This is a genomic window from Parabacteroides distasonis ATCC 8503 (assembly GCF_000012845.1).
GTDB lineage: Bacteria > Bacteroidota > Bacteroidia > Bacteroidales > Tannerellaceae > Parabacteroides > Parabacteroides distasonis.
Map to the genome: position 1 here is coordinate 2,118,398 of NC_009615.1, position 16,603 is coordinate 2,135,000.

The following is a 16,603-nucleotide window of genomic DNA, read 5'->3' on the forward strand; positions in this document are numbered from 1 at the left end:
TTCTTTATTGGACTTGACTTGTTATTGTATCCGTTTTTAGTTTTACTCTATATATGTCAATTGATATTTACAAAACCCCGCACCTTTTGATATCTGAATACTTTTCCGTAACTTCGTTCCTTATTCTATAGAAAAGGAAATATCTCATGTATTTTAAAGATATCATCGGGCAAGAGGAAGTAAAGGAACGGTTGAGGCAATCGACTCGGACAGGGATCGTACCCCATGCGCAGTTATTCACGGAGCAAGGGGGGGCCGGGGCGTTTCCGCTGGCTTTGGCTTACGCCCGTTATCTGAATTGTACGAACCGGACGGAGACGGACGCTTGCGGACGTTGCCCGTCATGCCTTAAATATGACGAATTGGCACATCCCGATTTGCATTTCGTATTCCCAATCGTAGCCAAGAAAGAGAAAAAGAAAGAGGTCTGCGATGATTATCTCAGTGAATGGCGTGGGTTCCTCAAAGAACATCCCTATTTCAATATGGATGAATGGCTGGATTATATCGAGGCCGGAAACTCACAAGCGATCATCTATTCCAAGGAAAGCGATGAGATTATCCATAAACTGAGCCTAAAGATTTATGAGGCGGAATATCGTATCCTGATGGTTTGGTTGCCGGAGAAACTACATCCTACTTGCGCCAACAAGCTTCTGAAAATCATAGAGGAGCCTCCTATGAAAACGGTTATCCTTATGGTATCCGAGACACCGGACCTTATCCTCGGGACCATCCAATCCCGTGCGCAACGCATCCACATCCGTCCCATTGAGACCGATGCGATCATGAATGCCATGGTATCCCGTTTCGGGCTTTCGCCCGACGACGCTAAACACGTCGCTCACCTCTCCTCCGGAAGTTTTATCAAGGCGATGGAGGCGATTAGCTTGGGCGAGGAAAATAAATTCTTTCTGGAGCAATTCAAGGCCATGATGCGAAACTCATGGGCACGAAACGTAAAAGGCATGAAAGCGATGGCGGACGTCATGGCAGGGATCGGACGGGAACGACAAAAAAACTTCCTCTCCTATTGTCAGCATTTGATCCGGGAGAACTTCATGTACCGGTTCCAATCGCCGGAACTTAATTATATGAATCTGGACGAGGCTAGCTTCTCCGTTAAGTTCTCCCCTTTCGTCAACGAGCGAAACGTGATCGATTTGATGGAAGAATTGGCGAAAGCGGAACGCCATATCACACAGAACGTGAATGCCAAGATGGTCTTTTTTGATTTATCCTTACGAATTACCGTACTAATCAAAAGATAAGTCTTCAGATTTTCTTGTTACGCCAATTTCCTTTCCATAGATAGAAGAAAGAAGAAAGGATCATGATATTATATACATACTCCGTAGTCCAGCAAACCGCCACGTCCGCACGCAACCATACGGCGACATACAATATATATAATACGTACACGAATATGCTAGCCATATCGATTTCCAGCGCACGGCGGGTATTGCCTGTCCCCGATACGCTAAAGAAATAAATAAAACCGGGAACGGCGAAAAGATAAGAGGACAGCATCACCCACAGCGAGGGGATCGAGCTAGCGATCAGATCCGGGTTATCCGTATAAATACGCAATACGGTAGACGGGAACATAGCGATCAAGATACCGATCGGTAGCACGAACGCATAGCATAGCCCGATCATCCTCCGGCAAAGCGGAAGCACCCGGTCCGACTCCCCGGCGCCGATCAAGTTACTTACCAGCGAGCTGTTCGTGGAGGCGAAAGCATTCACGAACATAAACAGGAACGAGGAGATGCTACGTACCACATTCGTAATCGCCAACGGCCGCTCGCCCAGATGCTCCATAGCGATGAAGAAGATAAACCATCCCCCAAAAGCGATCCCATGCTGGATCATCACCCAGATAGAGACACTCAGTATTTGTCCCAGCATCCTAAAATCCACTCTCGTAAAACGGAACAGACCATATTTTTTATAATCTATCTTCTTCCAAGTATAAATCACGAAGAACAATACGGAAACAGCTTCCGAGATCGAGGAAGCGATAGCGGCACCCGCTATCCCCAAAGCGGGGAACCCGAACTTACCGAATATCAAGATATAGTTCAAGACCACGTTGGTAAGCACCATCACCACCGAATTGGCCGTCAAGATCTTCGTATTCGTCGTACTCACGTAAAACGCACGGAACATCACCGCTATAAAAGAGAAGAAGAACCCGTACACCCGCCAGTCCAGATAGCTCATCGTCGCCCGATACACCTCTTCTGAGCCGATCATCCGGTGGAGCAGATAGGGCGTAAGCAGATTAGAGGCCGTAAACAACACCGCCGCCAGCAGAAAAAGGAATAGCCCGCCTTGCGTGAAAACCTCGCCGATCCGCTTATACTCCCCCTCACCATTACGACGTGCCATCAGCACCTGAGCTCCTACACTGAAACCAAAGCCCAGCATATAAATCACGAGATAATAGACTCCTGCCAAGGCGGAGGCACCTAGCTCAACCTCGCCGACACGTCCCAGATAAGCGGTGTCCGTCAATCCGATCATATGCTCCATGAGCAAGCTGATTAATACCGGATACGTGATCTTTAGAATTTGTTTGTTCGTATATCGCATGATGAATCTTAAATAAAAGGGAGGCAAAGGTAGTAATAAGATGCCAGTCACACAATATTACCCCATGCGATCCGTTTCTTATCATATTACATTATTATACGAAGAGATATGGTTACAAAACTCATCATGGCCTGCATTTTGTCCGCTACGCTATTGAGCTGCAACGGGCAAAACACAAATACGATCAACTACGCTACCGTCGAACCCCTGCATATCAATCGTTTTGACAAGGATTTATTCCGGCTGATCGATACGGGAGATACCACCTTGCAACCCGAACTAATCAAACAATACCCGGAAATGCTGGATATCATCGGGAAAGGCATATTAAACCTGCAAACCATCGAGACTCCCGGCTTCTTCGAGAAAATGCGGAATTATTACTCGGAGCCTACCTTGAAAGGCTTGTATCGTGACGCTATCACCCAATATGATTCCGTGGAGGATATCGAGAAATCCTTGGGGTACGGATTCGCCTATCTAAAGGAGAATTTCCCCTCGATGCAGATCCCTGCTATCTATATGCATGTATCTGGTTTCAACCAGAACGTATTGGTAGGCGATAGCCTGCTTTCCCTTTCCATCGATAAGTATATGGGAAAGGACTATCCCTTGTATCAGGATTTCTTCTATGACTCCCAGAAATTGAAAATGCAACGTGGACTTGTAGTCCCGGATTATCTGGCGGGTTGGCTCATGTCCGAATATCCTTTCGCAGGAAAAGAGAACGTATTGCTGGACCGGATGATTTACGAGGGAAAAATCAAATACCTGCTCTCGCAAGCCTTAGGCGTTCCCGATGCCGCCGAGCTAATGGGATACACCGAACAGGCCTACAACTGGTGCAAGGACAACGAAGGAACAATCTGGAAAGCAATCATCGAGCGCAAGCATCTTTATACCCCGGATCAACTGACGACTTCCCAATATTTCGAGGATACCCCGACCATTTTCCCCGGGAACGACGCTCCCGGGAATATCGGGACTTGGATAGGCTGGCAGATCATCAACCAGTACATAAAGGAGACGGGATCTACCCCGGAGGCGTTGATGCAAAACAACGACGCCCAAGAAATCCTAACCGCCTCAAAGTACAAACCCCTATAAACAGGAAAACCGCCCTATTCTCACGAACAAGACGGATAACCTAATCTAACTTAATTCTAATACCATGAAAAACACTATATCTTAATAACAAGGCTTTTAAAAAAAGGTTCAATGGAATGAGATTTTAAACCTCTTATTTACCTTGGTTGTTGTAACAGGAAACGAAAACAAGGTGAGTCCGATGGATAATGATCTCTTAGATATAACAAAATTGAGGCGCTGGCGGATCTGGAAATTGAAACTTATTGACGCCAGGCTTTATTTTGTAAGCATTTTCGTGGGATTGCTGACCGGGTTGGTAGCGGTACCTTATCACTATCTGCTCCAGCAGTTATTCAATAGCCGGAAACTTTTTTTCGACGGTCATTACCCTTGGTATTTCCATGTCTTGTTCTTCTTCACGCTATGGGGTATATTGCTTTGTGTGAATTGGATGGTCAAGAAGATGCCGCTGATTACCGGTGGGGGCATTCCCCAGACACGGGCGGTTATCAATGGCAGGATCACTTATAAGAACCCGTTGACACAATTAATCGCCAAGTTCACGGGAGGGATATTAGCAATCAGCGCCGGCCTGTCCCTTGGTCGTGAGGGGCCGTGCGTACAGATCGGATCTTACGTGGGGAATATCATTTCCAAATGGGGACACGTATTGGCTGGAGAGCGCAAGCAACTTTTGGCCGCCGGCGCAGGTGCCGGATTGGCCGCCGCTTTCGCCGCTCCCCTCGCTTCCTCACTTTTGGTGATCGAGTCCATCGAACGGTTCGACGCTCCCAAGACCGCCATTACCACCTTGCTGGCAGGGGTCGTGGCGGGAGGCGTAGCGAGCTTGATTTTTCCCTTCAACCCCTACTCGCAGATTAGCGCTATTGCCCCGCAGGCTACTTTTATAGATCAACTGAAGTTGTTCTTATTTCTGGCCGTGGTTATTTCCGTCTTCGGGAAAATTTACTCGATGTTTACCCTTTGGTGCAAGGATTTCTTTACCAGACTGAAGCATCCTCCTTATATGAAGATGTTGTACCTGCTTATCATAGCGTATACGATCTCATTGACGGAGATCGACTTGACAGGAGGAGGCGAGCAATTCCTTATCATGCAAGCGATGCATGGATATCACCCCGTTTTATGGATAGCGGCGATGATGCTCATCCACTTGATATTCACGTCTCTCTCTTTCTCCTCCGGACTGCCGGGAGGGAATTTCATCCCTACACTAGTTACCGGGGGATTGTTCGGGCAGATCATCGCCTTATTATTGGTGAAGTATGGTTTCATTGAGACGGAGAGCATCAGCTATATCATGTTAATCAGCATGGTAGGTTTCTTGGTGGCGGTAGTCCGGACACCACTGACGGGTATCGTCTTGATTACGGAGATAACCGGGCATCTGGATGTATTCTACCCCTCTATCATTGTCGGCGGGCTTACGTATTACTTCACGGAAATGCTACAGATAAAGCCCTTTAACGTGGTTCTCTATGACGAGATGATCTCGACTCCAGCCTTCCGTGCCGAAGGGCGTTCCAGCCTGTTCGTCGAGATCATGACAGGTGCCTATTTCGACGGGAAGGAGGTAGATCACCTCACCCTCCCCCAACGTTGTATCATCAAGACTATTCACCGGGATCGCAAGGACTTGGCTCCTGCTGGACAGACCCTTATCCCCGGCGATCAGGTAGAGATCGAGATCGATTCGCAGGATATCGAGAAGCTGTATGAGCCGCTGGTTAGCATGGCGAACATCTATTAATCGCTGATCTGCCAATCGCCTCGAAAAGAAATGCCACACCAAGAATCCCCCGGTGTGGCACATTTACAAAACGCTACATTATCAGAAGTTATATTGAGCGGAAACATTAAGTCGATTGGCGTGGCGGGTCATATCGTTGAAATCGGTACGCCAGCCTCTCAAGTACTCGGCGCCGACTTGCAGATTGGCGTTCACGTTCCAGAAAATGTTGGCTACCAAGTATTGACCGTAGCGGTATTGATCCGACGGGGTAACCGGGTAATCATTCTCGCTGTATAAACGAGTCTGGCTATAGGTGCTGGAGACGAATACCTTCGGCGTGATATTATACTGCAAGCCAGCATACCAACCCATCATCGGAAGCACTTGCATCTTGCCTTTGGCCTCGGGGTCCGGAACCAGATCCACGTCCAGATTACTGATATCATTCAAGAACTGGCTGATACCCCGGCCGTAAGTAGCCTGACCGTAGAAGTTCAGCTTGCTCGTCACATTGAACGTAGAGGCGGCAAACACGCCCCAGCCGGCCTTAGACTCGGCCCGTTGCGCCACCAAGTTCTCGTACGTCATATTACGTACGATACCAGCTACACGGATATGGCTGCTCTTATTCCAAGCGTATTGGATATAGGCAGGGAAGTTCGGCATACGTTGGTTACTGATATTCACGCTTTGGTTCGTGATGCCATCCACCACTGGCATCTCGATACCTACACCCGCTTTCCATCCCTTACCGAAAGCACGCTCATAGCGTAACAGGGTGGCACGGCTGAAAACCTGTCCGGCAGGCCCCGCATAATCGATCGAGGGCGGAAGGGCGGCCAGATCCATGAAGGTACTATAATCGTAACCCATCGTGAAACCAAGGAAAGACACATAGGCGTTCTGGAGCTCGAAGACCTTGCTGCCTCCCCGGAAGTTACCCGCCGTATACACGACGAAATCCCCGAGGCGTTTGGTACGGCCCACCAATTTCAAGAATATCGTACTCGTAGTGGCGTCCATCTGGAACTGGTTACGGACGTAGTTCTGTTCACCATTCGGGATCATGGACGGATAGAAATCGACATCATCCGAGATACCGCCGAAATCATACTCCGCCGTAGCCTTCACGTAACCGCCGATACCCAAGGCGAAACGTCCCTTACGATCGGTCAATACGAAGCGGGGGGCTTTCGGGTCGTGGAAACGAGGGCTCTGCGTCTCATTCATTATCCTCACGATTTCATCACCTGCCTTGTCTTGGCTGACAAGGACTATCGAATTTGGCGCATCATCCTCGATGACCACCTTCTGAGCCTTAGCGGGAGCCGATAAGAATCCCATGCCTAGCAGTAATACTGCTCCTTGTACAAATAGTCTCATAAATGTGTTTTGTTTAGATTAATTACCTACTTTGAACAAGGCTATAAAGAAAAGGTTCTGATTTTAACAACCCTACGAGCACTTTTTCCGTCCTATTGCCCATTCAAAAAATATTCATATATTTGCGGAATATATTACTTGGGATGAGAAGATTTTTATTGTTCATACTCGCTGTTTTTTACCTCGGGGTTTCCTCCGGGTTTGCGCTGAATTACCATTATTGTATGGGTAAGTTGGCGGAGGTGAGTTTGCAGTATCTTGACACTTGCCCCAGTTGCGGTGAGGCGGGCACGTCCCATAAGTGCTGCTCTACCGAGACGGAATATGTTAAGTTATCCGTCGATCAGGATGTGGCGAATACGCTCGTGCAATTGTCCGCTCCTGTCGCTGTAGTTTTGTTGTTCGATCTACTCGACTCCTATAAGATCGCCGGGCGAGACGAGACAACACGTTCCAATCCCTTTATTAATCCACCCAAGGAGAATAGCGCTATCCCGTTATTCGTCCATCATTGTACTTTTTTGATTTAGCGGTATAGGCTTCCTTTTTAAAAGGCGATTTACGTCTGTTTACGCACGAGTACCGGCGTAATCTATTGCAAGTACTGGAGTAATCCACCGCAAGTACTGGAGTAATCCATTGCAAATACTGGAGTAATCCATTGCGAGTACTGGCGTAAAACATCACGAGTACTCATGTGATCGCTTGCCTTCAAAGACGAACAAATAAGCGTTCTCATATGTTTTCAAATCATAAAAGCTCATTCAAATGTTAAATAGAATCATTCGTTACTTCCTTGAGAACAGGGTGGTAACCTTACTTTTACTAGTGCTGATTATCGTATGGGGCATTTCCACGTCCCCCTTCAATTGGCACGGAGGGATCATTCCCCGGAATCCGATTCCGGTAGACGCCATCCCCGATATCGGCGATAACCAGCAGATTGTGGCCACGGAATGGATGGGCCGCTCGCCGAAGGATATACAAGACCAGATCACCTATCCGCTGACCACCTCTCTTTTAGGTATCCCGGGAGTGAAGACGATCCGTAGTTCCTCCATGTTCGGGATGTCCTTCATATACATTATCTTCGATGACGATATAGAGTTCTACTGGAGCCGTTCCCGTATATTGGAGAAGCTGAACTCCCTGCCTCTGGGAACCTTGCCGGAAGGCGTACAGCCTACCTTGGGACCGGACGCTACCGCCCTCGGGCAGATCTATTGGTATACGCTGGAAGGACGGGACCCCAAGACCGGTAAACCTACCGGAGGCTGGAACGCCGAGGAGTTGCGTACGATACAGGATTTCTACGTCAAGTACACCTTATCCTCCGCCGAGGGGGTATCCGAGGTTGCCTCGGCGGGCGGCTTCGTGAAGGAGTACCAGATCGAGTTGAACCCGGATGCCATGTATGCCTTCAACGTCTCCGTGATGGATATCATGAGCGCCATCAAGAAGAGCAACCTCGATATCGGCGCCGAGACGATGGAGATCAACAAGGTGGAGTACCTGATCCGGGGCTTGGGGTATATCAAGAATGTAAAAGATATAGAGAATGCCGTCATCACCGTTCGGGAAGGCGTACCGGTTCGCATATCGGACGTGGCGTTCGTGAATATCGGTCCCGGAACCCGACGGGGAGGGCTGGACAAGGAGGGTGTGGAGGCCGTGGGCGGAGTGGTAGTAGCCCGCTATGGCTCCAACCCCTTGGAGGTTATCAATAACGTAAAGGCGAAGATCAAGGAGATGGAGCCGGGATTGCCCCAAAAGGTACTGGCGGACGGGACGGTCTCCAAGGTAACCGTCGTGCCGTTCTACGACCGTACGGGGCTTATCAAGGAGACGATCGGGACGTTGGAGACCGCCCTCTCCCACGAAATATTGATCTGCGTGATCGTCATCATCGTGCTGGTGCTCAACCTAAGGGCCTCTATCGTTATCGCCAGTATGCTACCGATAGCGGTGCTCGCCACGTTCATCATCATGCGTTATACGGGGATAGCGGCGAATATCGTGGCTTTATCGGGTATAGCGATCGCCATTGGCGTGATGGTGGATGTAGGGGTCGTCTTCGTGGAAAGTATCATCCGTTACCGGGAGATGCCCGAGAACAGGCATATACAGGGGGGAAAGGCGTTTGTCAACCTTATTTATAAGGCGGTAAGCGAGGTGTCCGGGGCGATCAGTACGGCGATGATCACGACGATCGTCAGCTTCCTCCCCGTCTTCACCATGGAGGCGCAGGAAGGGAAGATGTTCTCGCCCTTGGCCTACACCAAGACGTATGCTTTGGCTTCCGCCTTCGTGCTGGGATTGATCTTGCTTCCTTCCCTATCGTATTGGTTGTTCTCGATAAAGATCCATTCAAGGCAGATACGGAAAATACTGAATTACCTGTTGATCGTGGCCGGAATCGCCTTACTTATTATCTATGGCAGTATTCCCGCTATCGGGCTAACGGCAGTCGGGTTGAATAATCTATTGTCCGGGTATTGGAAGAAGCCTCAGATGAGCACTTATATCAATATCGGTATCACCCTCTTTGTCTCGATCTATTACCTGTCCGAGGAATGGTTGCCGATGGGGCCGCAAAAAGGGATGCTCGCCAATATCCTGTTCGTGGCGGGTTGCGTAGCCATCATCCTAAGCATCCTGTGGCTGCTCGTTATCTATTATGAGAGGATATTGCGCTGGTGCTTGGATAACCGCTGGAAATTCATGTTGATTCCGGGAGCTACCATCGTATTCGGTTTCTGGATATGGAGAGGCATCGGACAGGAGTTTATGCCTAGCCTGAACGAAGGTTCTTTCCTACTGATGCCGACTAGCATGCCGCATTCCGGTATCGAGCAAAACCTTGATTATATAGAGGCGCTCGACAAACGGCTGGCCTCTATCCCCGAGGTGGAGACCGCCATCGGTAAATGGGGCCGTGTAAACTCCGCCCTCGATCCAGCACCGGTACAGATGTTCGAGAATACAATCAACTACCGTCCGGAATATATCCTGAATGAGGACGGGAAAAGGGAACGTTTCAAGGTAAACCGGCAAGGGGAGTATCTCCTAAAAGATGGAGGCGTATATAACCCCAAAGACGGTTTCCGGCTGATTCCCTCAGACAGCCTGATTCCAGACGCTAAAGGCGATTACTTCCGCCAATGGCGACCGGAGATCAAGAACACGAACGATATCTGGCAACAGATCGTGAACGTCACCCATCTGCCGGGATTGACTTCCGCCCCGAAGCTGCAGCCTATCGAGGCCCGTCTCGTCATGTTGTCCACCGGTATGCGCGCCCCGATGGGTATCAAGGTGTATGGCCCGGATCTGGAGACGATCGAGAAAGCCGGAAAGGCGATCGAGAAGGCATTGAAAGAGGTACCCTCCGTTATTCCCTCTTCCGTATTTTACGACCGTGCGGTAGGCGCCCCTTATCTGGAGATCGAGCTGAACCGTGAGAATATGGCCCGTTACGGCGTAAACGTGGAGGACTTGCAAGAGATATTAAGTGCCGCTGTCGGTGGCATGGTACTGACCCGCACCGTGGAAGGCAGGGAACGTTTCCCGGTGCGCCTACGCTACGCTCGTGAGCTTCGAGATAATCCGGAGGCGCTAGGTATGATCCTCGTACCGACCGCCACTGGGGCGCAAGTCCCGCTTAAAGAGCTAGCCGATATCAACTATACCCGTGGAGCGCAGATGATCCAAAGCGAGAACACTTTCTTGGTAGGCTACGTCATCTTTGACAAACTGGCGGGGAAGGCGGAAGTGGATGTCGTGAAAGAGGCTTCCCGCATCCTTGAGCAACAAATAAAGGAGGGAGGGTTGAACCTTGATCCCGGCGTATCCTATAAGTTCGCCGGCAATTACGAGCAGCAGGAGCGTGCCACCAGCCGGCTGATGATCGTCGTTCCCCTCGCCTTGTTGATCGTCCTGCTGGTTCTATACTTTCAATTCAAGACGGTCACTGCCTCACTGATCCATTTCTCCGGGGTGTTCGTGGCCTTCGCCGGAGGTTTTATCTTGCTATGGCTTTACGGACAGGATTGGTTCATGAACTTCTCCATCGCCGGAGAGAATATGCGGGATCTTTTCCAGATGCACACGATCAATCTGAGCGTGGCAGTCTGGGTCGGTTTTATCGCCTTGTTCGGTGTGGCTACGGATGATGGGGTATTGATGGGAACCTACATCCATCATGTATTCCTCGAGCGAGCCCCCCGCACCAAGCACGATATCCGGGAAGCGGTAGTAGCCGCCGGACTGAAACGGGTACGCCCAGCGGCCATGACTACAGCCACTACCCTGATAGCTTTACTCCCCGTACTTACCTCTACCGGTAAGGGGGCGGATATCATGGTACCGATGGCTATCCCTACGTTCGGGGGTATGCTGATCCAGAGCATGACCATGTTTGTCGTTCCCGTCCTGCAATGCTGGTGGCGGGAGAACGCTATAAAGAAAGAACAAAAGAATAAAATTCAAGAGGAGGTAACGACTTATGAGATATAAAAGAATCAGATCAATCATCATGGCAGGTGTACTGGGGATGCTAAACGTCCTTTTCGCTTACTCCCAGCCGGCCGATAGTTTAGGCTATTATCTGGAACTGGCGGCACGTAACAATCCGCAGATCAACGCCGACTTCTCCCTGTATAAGGCATCTTTGGAGAAAGTCCCGCAAGCCGGAGCCTATCCGGACCCGGAACTGGAGATCGGTTTCTTCCTGAAACCGATGGAGATCTTGTCCGGAAAGCAAATAGCGGATTTCACCTTGATGCAAATGTTCCCTTGGTTCGGTACCCGGAAGGCGGCCCGCAACGAGGCGACCGAGATGGCCCGGATGGCTTACGAACAATTCCGTAACAGTCGCAACAACCTGTATTATGAGGTGAAGAGTCAATGGTACCAGCTTTGCAATATCAGCGAGCAATATAAAAATACGCAGGCGAACCTTCGTCTGCTAGACCAGTTGGAACAGTTGGCATTGAACCGCTTCTCCGCTCCGTCGGCGAAGGCGGGCGGTTCCTCCGTCCTACCCTCCCCCGTATCTTCTGCTCCATCGACTCCTCCCGCCGTATCCGGTGGAGGTATGTCGGGTATGGGAGGCAGTAGCATGGGAAGCCCTACGGTACAAAGCACGGGAGCATCCGGTAGTACGATGTCCGGAATGTCCGGCGATAGCCCTATGGGTGGAGGCTCTATGGGAAGTGGCAACTCCATAGGCGGAATGTCGGACGTACTGCGAATCCAGATGGAGAAGGTAGAACTGGAGAATACGCTAGCCTCCTTGTTATCGCAACGGAAAACGGCCGAGGCTGCTTTTAATACGTTGCTCAATCAGTCGCTAGCTACCCCGATTTCCGTCCCCGACTCGTTGGAACGGCTTCCTCTCTCATGGAGTGAGTCGATGGCTCTCGACAGCGTCATCTCCAACAACCCCATGCTTACCATGCTGGAGGCGGAAGGAAACGCTTACCGGGCCAAGGCGGAGATGGACAAGAAAATGAGTTACCCCATGCTAGGTATCGGCCTCCAGTATTCCTTGATCGGGAAGAAACCAGAGGATATGTCTATGGGCTCTATGTCCGGTATGAACGGAAAGGATATGTTCATGCCCATGCTAAAGATCAGCCTTCCTATCTTCCGTAAGAAATATAACGCACAGCAACGGGAAAGCAAGCATTATTGGAAATCCAGCGAGTTGAAGTACGAGAACACGATGAACCAACTGCAAGCCGAGTATATCCGTATTACCCAGCAATTGGAAGATGCCGCACGGAAAATCGATTTGTACCAGAAACAATACGATCTATCGTTGGCCACCTACCAACTGATCGTCCGGGAATTCTCGACAGGAAGAACGACCTTGACCGACGTGATCCAAGTGGAGCGACAAATGTTGGACTATCACTTAAAGAAAAGCGAAGCGATAGCGGAATATAATACCCAAATCGCCGGAATCGAGAAATTAATATCCACCTCTGTAAACGAATAAGAAAATGAAAAATATAAATGAAACCGTAAAATCCAAGTACCTGATATATATCCTGTTCCTAGCGGGCGGCCTCTTGTTGGGCTGGCTCCTGTTCCATAACTCCGATACCGACAGCCATGCGTCACAAGCGAGCGAGACCGGCACGGAAGTTCACAACCCTACGCATGGCCACGACCTCCAACAGAACGAGGCCGGCGAGTGGACTTGTTCCATGCATCCCCAAATTCGCCAAGACAAGCCGGGTAAATGCCCTATCTGCGCCATGGATTTGATCCCCGTACGTAAGAGCTCCTTCTCGGACGAGGCCATCGATCCCAACGCCATTCAGCTTTCGGAAGAAGCAGCAGCCTTAGCGGACGTACAAACCTCCAAGGTATCCCGCCAGAATCCGGTCAAGCAAGTCCGTTTATACGGCAAGATCGTACCGGACGAGCGTAGCCTGCAATCTCAAACAGCCCATGTAAGCGGACGCATCGAGAGCTTGAACGTTGATTTCACAGGTGAGACGGTGCGTGCCGGACAAACCCTCGCTACCCTCTACTCCCCCGAGCTTTTCACCGCCCAGCAAGAATTGTTGGAAGCGATCCGCATGGGACAACCTCAATTGATACAGGCCGCCCGTGAAAAACTATATTTATGGAAGATGACAGACGCCCAGATCGCCGCTATCGAGAAATCCGGCTCTATCTCCCCGGTTGTAGAGATCAAGTCGAACACGAGCGGTATCGTCCTGTCCAAGCGGGTAAGCCAAGGCGATTATGTATCCCAAGGAGCTATCCTTTTCGACGTGGCGAACCTCACGAAGGTATGGGCCTTGTTCGACGCTTTCGAGATGGATCTCCCTTTCCTTAGCAAAGGTGATCCGGTGGAATTTACCTTGCAAGCGCTACCCGGCAAGAAGTTCTCGGGTAAGATATCTTTCATCGACCCGATCTTGAACACGACGACCCGTACCGCCAAGGTCCGTGTAGAGGTACCGAACGCCTCTTTGGAGCTCAAGCCCGAGATGTACGCCACGGCAAACGTAAGCGCCCCGCTCCGCAACTATAAGAACGAGATCGTCGTACCGCAAACCGCTGTGCTCTGGACGGGTAAACGTGCTATCGTGTACGTAAAGCAACCGGATACGAATACCCCCGCTTTCTTGATGCGTGAGGTGGAGCTAGGCCCTTCCCTTGGTAACTCTTATGTTATCTTGAATGGCTTGCGAGAAGGTGAGGAAATCGTAACCAACGGAGTCTTCGCCATAGACGCCAGCGCACAGCTGGAGGGAAAAACTTCCATGATGAATAACGGCGACGAGCCCGCCAAGCCTATGATTGGGCATGAGGGGCATATGATGCATGCGCAAAGCGCCACGGGGGTAGCCTCCGAGCATGCCATGTTCGGTGTCAAAGGCTCTTGCGATATGTGCAAGGAACGTATCGAGAAAGCGGCCAAAGGAGTAAATGGTGTGTTATCCGCTCATTGGGACAAAGATACCCAGATGATCCATCTCCAGTACAATCCCCAAAAGACCTCCCCAAAAGCGATCAGCAAGGCGATCGCTAAAGTAGGCCATGACACGGATATGGATAAGGCGGATAAAGCCGTATATGATAAGCTACCGGCTTGTTGCCACTATAGATAAAGTATTGGACATTCGGGGGTGTGTCAAAAGTGTGAACATGGCACGCAGATAACGCTGATTGAGCAGATGACCGCAGATTTATGACATGAAAATCAATATATTATCTGCGTAAATCTGCTAAATCTGCGTGCCATAATACCAACTTTTAACACCCCCTCCTATTAGTAAAGATTCCAACGGAAAGAAGCGACTGCTTTAGCGGGAACCTCATAGGTAAACGAACGTTCGCCACTGTTTACCGTTATATTTTTAGTCCCGTCCGTATTATTTAGTAATACGAGCGCTTCCGTTCCATCTAAATTCTCGAAGGCGGAATACATAATCCCATCAGCCGTATACCCTTTAGAGCCGATCCGTACTGCCCCCGGCTTCACCACAGAGGATAAATGACCGATAATATAATAATGAGAATTCCGGGTAATCGTCTTATAATCCGAGCGATCGATATCCACGGCACCATAACAAGTCTGGCAACCACCCTCTCGGTTCGGTCCCCGCTCGTTATCCAGCATCAAGTTCCATACGATAACTGCCTTACACCAGTTATTCACCGTACCCAAGGCCGTCTCCTCCATATCTTCCATCAAGCGTTTCTCTAAGTTACGTCCATCATTCCACATGCCGATAGAAGTTTCCGTAAATATTAATTCTTTATCGGGGAACTTGCCGTTTACGTTATTCAACTCCTCCCGGTCGCCCCCGTAATTATGGTAAGCGGCACCTGTCAGGAAAGAAGCGGCATTCTCATCCTCGTAGATTTTCATCGGATAGCCTTGCTGCTCCAACATATTATCGTAATTGTAATTATGGTCGAAAGCGTAGATCTTCGTCTTGAGGCCAGTCTCTTTCAGTTTAGGGCCTAGAGCGTCACGCACGAAAGAGAGTTGCTCCTCCCATCCCATAAATAAGGAAGCGGAATTTCCTCGGTTCAAAGGTTCGTTTTGGGGAGTTATCGCCTCGATAGGAATCCCCTCGGCCTCCATCGCCTGTATCCATTTCACGAAATAGGTAGCGTAATCTTGATAATAAGCGGGATTCAACTGTCCGCTAGTCCACGACTCGAACGGGCGCAAATCCTTTAAGTTATCCACCTTCATCCATCTTGGACAAGTCCAAGGCGATCCCAAGATTTTTATAGAAGGGCTGATCGCCAAGATCTCCTTCAAGATCGGTATCACATACTCCTTCTCCTCGCTCTGCAAGGCGAAATTCTCGACACCCTTCGTGTCACAACAAGTATACTCACTTAAAGAAAAGTCCGAGCAGCCAATCGAGATACGGATATAGCTATACCCCATCCCCTCCGTATCAGAGAAAGTCTCTTTCAGGAAAGCTGTCCGATCCTCGGGAGCCATCCGCATCAAGTTATAGCAGGTAGAGCCTGTCACGGCGGCACCAAAGCCATCCATCGTCTGATAGCGCACCGAAGGGTCTATCGTTATCACGCAAGGCGAGGCGGCTTGTTTGTCCCCCAAGGCGATCTCACTTCTCACGAAATCTTTCGCACGATCGTTTGTCGTGACATACACCGTTACATTGTCCGAGATCTTCGCTCCAGAACATGCGTTCAAGCAAATCAAGACCATTAATAAAGAAAAGAGAACCATACGTATTAAATTAATAGTTAATCAAATTACCGGGTTTCTGAACCCTTCAAGATCATCCTCACGTGATTCTTTAAGATGTGAAAGGCGGGAGCGGCCATCGATCCATGATCATATCCGTCCAACTCATAGATATAAGTATTCTTATGTCCGGCCACTTTCATCATACGCCAAAAATAGGCGTTCTCCTCATAGCGGCCCAGCATCTCCATCTCCCGGTCGCCCGAGACGATAATCAATGGAGGAGCGTCAGGACGTACGTAAAACAAAGGGGCGAACTCGTCGATACTCGGTTGGGTATCTTTCATTCCCTTCGCCTGCCGATAAGCGAAATGGCTGATCGCATGACCGCTGAAAGGGATTAATGCGGCGATGGCATCAGCATCTATCCGATACTTAGTCAACCACTTCTTATCCAGTCCGACCATATTCGTTAAATAACCTCCGGCGGAATGACCTGAGACAAAGATTTTACGCCTATCCCCACCATACTTCTCAATCTCGTTGAATGTCCAAGCGACAGCGGCGGCAGCATCATCGATACA

Annotated in this window: 11 protein-coding genes (1 of these 11 only partly in view); 7 read left to right on the top strand and 4 right to left on the bottom strand. The window is 49.7% G+C overall.

All coding sequences use genetic code 11. The features are described from left to right. Positions 1–146 precede the first annotated feature (146 nt). The gene (locus tag BDI_RS08900) at positions 147–1,271 is read left to right on the top strand and encodes an ATP-binding protein (RefSeq protein ID WP_005858299.1); all 1,125 of its coding nucleotides are present in this window, start codon (positions 147–149) and stop codon (positions 1,269–1,271) included. A 4-nt stretch (positions 1,272–1,275) separates the two neighbouring features. Here the strand turns inward: BDI_RS08900 and BDI_RS08905 are convergent, their stop codons facing one another. Beyond that, a complete protein-coding gene (locus tag BDI_RS08905) occupies positions 1,276–2,598 on the bottom strand; it encodes an MATE family efflux transporter (RefSeq protein ID WP_005858302.1) in 1,323 nt (440 codons plus the stop codon). Positions 2,599–2,706: 108 nt separating this feature from the next. On the opposite strand from BDI_RS08905, the gene BDI_RS08910 reads away from it, so the two are divergent. Together BDI_RS08910 and BDI_RS08915 are read left to right on the top strand one after the other, a co-directional pair. Further along, positions 2,707–3,705 (top strand): hypothetical protein, encoded by a 999-nt coding sequence (locus BDI_RS08910; RefSeq protein WP_008779463.1) that lies wholly within the window; start codon positions 2,707–2,709, stop codon positions 3,703–3,705. Positions 3,706–3,886: 181 nt separating this feature from the next. Next, positions 3,887–5,458, top strand: a complete 1,572-nt coding sequence (locus BDI_RS08915) for a ClC family H(+)/Cl(-) exchange transporter (RefSeq protein ID WP_010185117.1) — start codon at positions 3,887–3,889, stop codon at positions 5,456–5,458. A gap of 81 nt (positions 5,459–5,539) precedes the next feature. On the opposite strand, the gene BDI_RS08920 is transcribed toward BDI_RS08915, so the two are convergent. Continuing rightward, positions 5,540–6,823, bottom strand: coding sequence for a DcaP family trimeric outer membrane transporter (locus BDI_RS08920; protein WP_011966591.1), 1,284 nt, complete (start codon positions 6,821–6,823; stop codon positions 5,540–5,542). Between the two features lie 143 nt (positions 6,824–6,966). Here BDI_RS08920 and BDI_RS08925 point away from each other — a divergent pair, with 143 nt between their 5' ends. The 4 genes from BDI_RS08925 to BDI_RS08940 all read left to right on the top strand — a co-directional run bounded on the left by BDI_RS08925 (position 6,967) and on the right by BDI_RS08940 (position 14,454). Next, positions 6,967–7,353 (top strand): HYC_CC_PP family protein, encoded by a 387-nt coding sequence (locus tag BDI_RS08925; RefSeq protein WP_041525575.1) that lies wholly within the window; start codon positions 6,967–6,969, stop codon positions 7,351–7,353. Between the two features lie 238 nt (positions 7,354–7,591). Beyond that, the gene (locus tag BDI_RS08930) at positions 7,592–11,338 is read left to right on the top strand and encodes an efflux RND transporter permease subunit (protein ID WP_011966593.1); all 3,747 of its coding nucleotides are present in this window, start codon (positions 7,592–7,594) and stop codon (positions 11,336–11,338) included. A gap of 19 nt (positions 11,339–11,357) precedes the next feature. After that, positions 11,358–12,824, top strand: coding sequence for a TolC family protein (locus tag BDI_RS08935; protein WP_227742547.1), 1,467 nt, complete (start codon positions 11,358–11,360; stop codon positions 12,822–12,824). A gap of 4 nt (positions 12,825–12,828) precedes the next feature. Then, positions 12,829–14,454, top strand: a complete 1,626-nt coding sequence (locus tag BDI_RS08940; protein ID WP_008779459.1) for an efflux RND transporter periplasmic adaptor subunit — start codon at positions 12,829–12,831, stop codon at positions 14,452–14,454. 161 nt (positions 14,455–14,615) lie between these two features. Here the strand turns inward: BDI_RS08940 and BDI_RS08945 are convergent, their stop codons facing one another. Further along, positions 14,616–16,061: a glycoside hydrolase family 30 protein gene (locus tag BDI_RS08945; RefSeq protein ID WP_009017089.1), complete on the bottom strand. Its 1,446-nt coding sequence runs from the start codon at positions 16,059–16,061 to the stop codon at positions 14,616–14,618. Between the two features lie 26 nt (positions 16,062–16,087). Then, positions 16,088–16,603: the 3' portion of an alpha/beta hydrolase gene (locus tag BDI_RS08950; protein ID WP_005858317.1), read on the bottom strand. Its footprint extends 303 nt past the window's final position; the window shows 516 of its 819 coding nt (coding positions 304–819); the start codon falls outside the window, past its right edge — the gene reads right to left on this strand; the stop codon is at positions 16,088–16,090.